Annotated in this window: 4 protein-coding genes and 1 pseudogene; all 5 read right to left on the minus strand. The window is 71.7% G+C overall.

From position 1 onward, the window contains the following. Window positions 1-499 (minus strand): annotated as a pseudogene (locus tag V7067_RS14740) (hypothetical protein); the annotation flags it as partial. Window positions 500-642: 143 nt separating this feature from the next. Beyond that, entirely contained in the window at window positions 643-1332 is a 690-nt protein-coding gene (locus tag V7067_RS14745) for a response regulator transcription factor (protein ID WP_334176663.1), read from the minus strand. Continuing rightward, window positions 1329-4022, minus strand: a complete 2694-nt coding sequence (locus V7067_RS14750; protein ID WP_334176664.1) for a sensor histidine kinase KdpD — start codon at window positions 4020-4022, stop codon at window positions 1329-1331. The genes V7067_RS14745 and V7067_RS14750 overlap by 4 nt, the downstream gene beginning before the upstream one ends. Window positions 4023-4032: 10 nt before the next feature. Beyond that, complete coding sequence (gene kdpC, locus V7067_RS14755) at window positions 4033-4602, minus strand: potassium-transporting ATPase subunit KdpC (RefSeq protein WP_334176665.1); 570 nt, start codon at window positions 4600-4602, stop codon at window positions 4033-4035. Between the two features lie 5 nt (window positions 4603-4607). Further along, the coding region (gene kdpB, locus V7067_RS14760; RefSeq protein ID WP_334176666.1) for a potassium-transporting ATPase subunit KdpB at window positions 4608-5836 on the minus strand (1229 nt) is incomplete at its 5' end.

Genomic DNA, 5836 nt, shown 5'->3' on the forward strand with positions numbered 1-5836 from the left:
CAACGCGCTCTTCCGGCAGGCCCGCGTCGTCCGGGGCCGGCAGCCATTCGCCGGCCGCTGCCTGTTCCGCGGTTTCGGCCATCATGCCGGCCGGGGGCTGGTGCCCGGCATCGGAGGCCGCGGTGCGCGGTGCGGAGAACGCCGCCTTCAGGGCTTCCATGTAGGAGCGGTGCGCGGCCGGGGGCAGCGGCGTGCCCTCGTCTGCGGCGGGCGCAGCCGGGCCGGCCGCGGGCGCGGACGGGCGCGGGGCGGGCTGAACGGCCGCCTCATCGCCTTCCTCCGGCGGCCGCAGCAGGCGATCCGGCGTGCGGGTGAAACGCGCGCTGCCCTGAAAGGTGAACGAGCGCAGCCAGACGGGCACGAAGTCCGCATCGATCCATGCCTGATCCTCCGGCCGCGCCTGCCGCCCGCCCGAAGGTGCGGCACCCGCGCGGCCTTCCTGCGCGACCGGGCGCGAGGCGGGGTGGGCCGGTCTCGGAGGCTGGTTCGAAGCGGACATGGTTCTTTTACCCCAGGGAACACCGATAGTTCTCAAGGGATAAGCAACGGGAATTAAGACGAGGTTTTCACAGCGGACCGACATCGGCGCGGCCTGTGCACGCCCGCGCACACAAGCGCGTGAGGCCTTGCCGGGGCGTGCCGTCAGCCTTCCTCGGCAAAGCGGTAACCGATGCCGGGTTCGGTGCGGATCAGCACCGGGCGGGCCGGATCGCGCTCGATCTTCTGGCGAAGCTGGCCGATGAAGACGCGCAGATAATGCAGATCCTCGCCATGGGCCGGCCCCCACACGGCGGTCAGCAGCGCATGGTGCGTCACCACCCGCCCGGCATGGCGGGCAAGCAGCAGCAGCAGGTCATATTCCTTCGGCGTCAGCCGGACGGGGCTGCCGTCGCGGCTGACGATGCGCCGTTCCGCATCGATTTCCAGACCGTCGGCCGAAAGCCGCCCCGGCGGCGTGCCCGCGCGCTGGCGGTGGCGCAGGGCCGTGCGGATGCGGGCGGTCAGCTCGCCGATGCCGAACGGCTTTTCCACATAGTCGTCGGCGCCGAGATCGAGGGCGGCGATCTTCTCGCTCTCGCGGTCGCGGGCGGAAAGGATGATGACCGGCACATCGGACCAGCCGCGCAGCCGGCCGATCACCTCCTTGCCGTCCATGTCCGGCAGGCCGAGATCGAGGATGATGACATCGGGCGCCGTCGTCGCCGCCGCCTTCAGCGCCTCCGCCCCGCTGGCCGCCTCGCTCACGGCATAACCGGCGGCGGTCAGGGCGGGGCGCAGGAAGCGCTGGATCTGCGGTTCGTCATCCACCACCAGAACACGATCCCGGTTCATCGCGCCCGCCCCTGCCCGTCGCTTTCGCCGCCGGCAGGAAAGCGGATTTCGATCCGCGTGCCAACACCCTCCGGCGGATCGGTCGCGCGGATGCGCCCGCCCATCGCCTCGGTGAAGCCGCGCGCGATGGAAAGCCCCAGCCCGGTGCCCGGCGGGCGGCCGTCCGGCTGGCTCTGGCGGAAGAACTTGCCGAACACCTTCTCCCGGTCCGCCGGCGCAATGCCGGGTCCGCGGTCGGTGACGGCCATCACCACGGCCCCGCCCTCCCCATGCGCCTCAACGCACACCGGCAGTCCGCGACCGTATTTGGCGGCATTGTCGATGAGGTTGAACAGCACCTGCCCCAGCAGCACGCTGTCGCCGCGGATCAGCGGCAGCCCCGGGGCCACGGCGGTCTGCACCTGCAGGGCCGGAAAATAGCGCGCACTGCGCTCGGCCGCGGCCGCCACCACATCGCCGGCATCGATCCAGTCGCGCCGCACATCCAGCGTGCCGGCCTCGATGCGCGTCATGTCGAGCAGGTTGGAGACGAAGCGCGACAGCCGCCCGCCCTCTTCCTCGATGGTGGCCAGCAGATCGTCGCGGCTTTCCGCGCTCATACCGGCGCCGAACTGGCGCAGGCTCGTCACCGCACCGGTGATGGTGGCCAGCGGCGTGCGCAGATCGTGAGAAACCGACGACAGCAGCGCCTCGCGCAGGCTCTCCTCCTGCCGGCGCGCCGCCTGCGCCAGCGAGGCTTCGGCAAGGCGCGCGCGGTCGAAGGCCGTCGCCGTCTGGTCGATGACGGCCAGCAGCATGCGGTCGGAAAGCCGGTCCGGTGTCATCGCCACGGCAGCAAGGCCGCAGACGCCGATAACACCGTGCGGCCCCACCATGGGGCGGAAATGAAAGCGGCTGGAAGGCAGCGTTCCGGTGTGGCGGCCGGCCGGCTCGTTGCGCTCGAACGCCCAGCGCGCGGCGCTGGTGTCGGCCACGTTCAGTTCGGCATCGGGCGGCCAGGCGGCGGCCAGCGTCAGCGCCCCGTCCTGCGGCGCCAGCACCACCGCCGGCCCGCCGAACAGGCCGTGAAGCTGCGACACCGCGGCCCAGAGCACCTCGTCGGCCCCGGCCGCGCCGGAAAGGCGGCGCGAAAAATCATAGAGCGACTGCACCGCCGCCGCCCGCGCCCGCGCCGCCCGCGCCTGATCGCGCACCCGCGAGGCGAGCCCGCCCGTCAGCACCGCCGCCACCAGAAAGGCAATGAAGGCAAACACCTCGTGCGGCGAGGCAATGGTGAAGGTGTAGAGCGGCGGGATGAAGAAGAAATTATAGGCAAGGCCCGACAGCACCGCCGCCGCCAGCGCCGCCGGATAACCGGCCGCGACAGCGGAAACCACCACCGCCATCAGAAACAGCAGCGAAACGTTCGGCAGCGGCACGATGTGGCCGAGCCCGACACCGCCGAGCGTGGCGGCCGCGGTGCACAGGCCGGCGACCAGCAGCGAGCCGGCAAGCCCCGCCGGCCGCAGCCGCGGGCGGCGCGGCGCGGCCGGCCCCGTCGCCGGCCCGCCCGGCCCGGTGACCAGATGCACGCCGATGCCCCCGGCCCGCGCCACCAGCGCATCGGCCAGCGCCACGGCGCTGCCGGGCAGAAAGGCCCGCCGCCGCGGGGCGCCGATGACGATCTGCGTGGCGTGCTCGCGCCGGGCCAGACGCAGCACCTCGTCAACGAAATCGGTTGCCGTCAGGCGGCGCGTTTCGGCGCCGAGCTGCTCGGCCAGACGAAAGAGATCGTCGAGCCGCGCCGCGGCCGGCCCGTCTTGCGCCTCGCGGTCCGGCCGGGTGACGGAAACCACAATCCACGGCGCGTTGAGCCCGGCGGCCAGCCGGCTTGCCACCCGCACCACCTTTTCCGACAGCGTATCCGGCCCGATGCAGACGATGAGCCGCTCCGCGCTGGCCCACGCCCCTTCGATGGCGTGGCCCTTCAGATAGTCCACCATGTCGTCGTCGACACGGGCGGCGGTGCGGCGCAGGGCCAGTTCGCGCAGGGCCGTCAGGTTACCGGGGCGGAAGAAGCGCTCGGCCGCGCGCCGCGCGCTTTGCGGCAGGTAGACCTTGCCTTCCCGCAGGCGGGCGATCAGTTCCGCCGGCGGCAGATCGACCAGCACCACGTCATCGGCATTCTGCAACACCGTGTCCGGCACGCGCTCGCGCACCGCAACGCCGGTGATATCCGACACCACGTCGGCAAGGCTCTCCAGATGCTGGATGTTGAGGGCGCTCCACACATCGATGCCGGCATCGAGCAGTTCGCCGATATCCTGAAAGCGCTTCGGATGCCGGGCGCCTTCCGGGTTGCTGGACGCCAGTTCGTCGACGATGAGCACCTTCGGGCGGCGGGCCAGCGCGGCATCGAGGTCGAAGGCCTCCAGACTGCGGCCCTTGTAGGCCACCCGGCGGCGCGGCAGCACCTCCAGCCCCGTCAGCAGCGCCGCGGTGTCGCCGCGACCGTGGGTTTCGGCAAGGCCGACGACGATATCGACGCCGTCGGCCCTGAGTTTGTGCGCCCGCGAGAGCATGGCAAATGTCTTGCCCACGCCCGGTGCGGCGCCGAGAAACAGCGTCAGCCGGCCGCGGCCGGCCCGGCCGGCGGCGGCAAGCAGCGCATCGGGATCGGGCCGGATTTCGGCATCGGACGCGGGCGGCATCGGCGCGGGCTCAGCTTTCGTGCCGGTCGAGGGCGAGGTTGAGCTCTAGCACATTGACGCGCGGCTCGCCGATGAAACCGGCCAGCCGGCCTTCGGTGTGGCGGGCAATGAGCGCCTCCACCGCCGCCGGGGCAAGGCCGCGGGCAGCGGCCACACGGGCGGCCTGCGCGCGGGCAAAGGCCGGCGAAATGTGCGGATCGAGCCCCGAGCCGGAGGCTGTCGCCGCGTCCGCCGGCACCGCACCGGCAAGGCCCGCGCCGTGCAGGCGGGCGATATCGGCGGCCACCCGCTCCTTCAGCTTCGCGGCGGTCGGACCGAGGTTGGAGCCCGACGAGGCCGCCGCATTATAGGGCGCTTCGGCGGTTGCCGAGGGGCGCGGCCAGAAATAACCCGGCTCGCTGAACGGCTGGCCGATCAGCGACGAGCCGACCACCGTTCCCCCGCGCAGAACGAGGCTGCCGCCGGCCGCCCACGGCAGGGCCGCGCCGGCAACGCCGGTGATGGCCAGCGGATAGCCGAGGCCGAGCAGCAGGGTGAAAAGCCCCGTGAGCACGAGGGCGGGACGCAGTTGCTGAAGCATGACGATCACACCAGATGGAGGCTGCTGACCACGACATCGACCAGCTTGATGCCGGCGAACGGCAGCACCAGCCCGCCGAGGCCATAAACGAGCAGGTTGCGGCGCAGCAGCGCCGCCGCGCCGACCGGGCGCCAGCCGACGCCCTTCAGCGCCAGCGGAATGAGCGCCACGATGATGAGGGCGTTGAAGATGACCGCCGACAGGATGGCGGATTCCGGCGAGGACAGGCCCATGACGTTGAGGCGGCCGAGCGCGGGATAGGTGGCGATGAACAGCGCCGGGATGATGGCGAAATATTTCGCCACGTCGTTGGCGATCGAGAACGTGGTGAGCGCACCGCGGGTCATCAGCAGCTGCTTGCCGATCTCCACGATCTCGATGAGCTTGGTGGGGCTGGAATCCAGATCGACCATGTTCGCCGCCTCGCGCGCGGCCTGCGTGCCGGTCTGCATGGCCACGCCGACATCGGCCTGCGCCAGCGCCGGGGCGTCGTTGGTGCCGTCGCCGCACATGGCGATGAGGCGGCCGCCGGTCTGGGCCTTGCGGATGAAGGCGAGCTTGTCTTCCGGCGTTGCCTGCGCGAGGAAATCGTCGACACCGGCCTCCGAGGCGATGGCCGCCGCGGTGACCGGGTTGTCGCCGGTGACCATGACGGTGCGGATGCCCATGGCGCGCAGCTCCGCGAAGCGGGCCTTGATGCCTGGCTTCACCACATCCTTGAGCTGGATGACGCCGAGCAGCCGCGCCCCGTCGGCCACCGCCAGCGGCGTGCCGCCGGAGCGGGCAATGCCTTCCACCGCAGCGCGGAACTGCGCCGGGGCCAGCGCCTCCTCAAGGCCGGCGAAGCGCAGCACCGCATCGACGGCGCCCTTGCGCAGCCGCCGCCCCCCCGCGTCCACACCGGAAAGCCGGGTTTCGGCGGCAAAGGGAATGACGGCATCCGGCACCAGCGCCGGCAGCGCGAGGCCGTGATCGCCGGTTGCCAGCGCCACGATGGAGCGGCCCTCCGGCGTCTCGTCGGCAAGGCTTGCCAGCAGGGCGGCCTCCGCCAGCGCCTTCTCGCTCACGCCCGGCACGGGAATGAACGCGCTCGCCATGCGGTTGCCGTAGGTGATGGTGCCGGTCTTGTCGAGCAGCAGCGTGTCGACATCGCCGGCCGCCTCCACCGCCCGGCCCGAGGTGGCGATGACGTTGAAGCGCACCAGCCGGTCCATGCCCGCGATGCCGATGGCCG

This window comes from Pseudoxanthobacter sp. (assembly GCF_036822375.1).
In the GTDB taxonomy this organism is placed as follows: Bacteria; Pseudomonadota; Alphaproteobacteria; order Rhizobiales; family Segnochrobactraceae; genus Pseudoxanthobacter.

Excerpts from the sequence above, each read along its gene's own strand:
- V7067_RS14745 (WP_334176663.1), bottom strand. The coding sequence starts at position 1,332 with ATGAACCGGGATCGTGTTCTGGTGGTGGATGACGAACCGCAGATCCAG.
- V7067_RS14750 (WP_334176664.1), bottom strand. The coding sequence starts at position 4,022 with ATGCCGCCCGCGTCCGATGCCGAAATCCGGCCCGATCCCGATGCGCTG.
- kdpC (WP_334176665.1), bottom strand. The coding sequence starts at position 4,602 with ATGCTTCAGCAACTGCGTCCCGCCCTCGTGCTCACGGGGCTTTTCACC.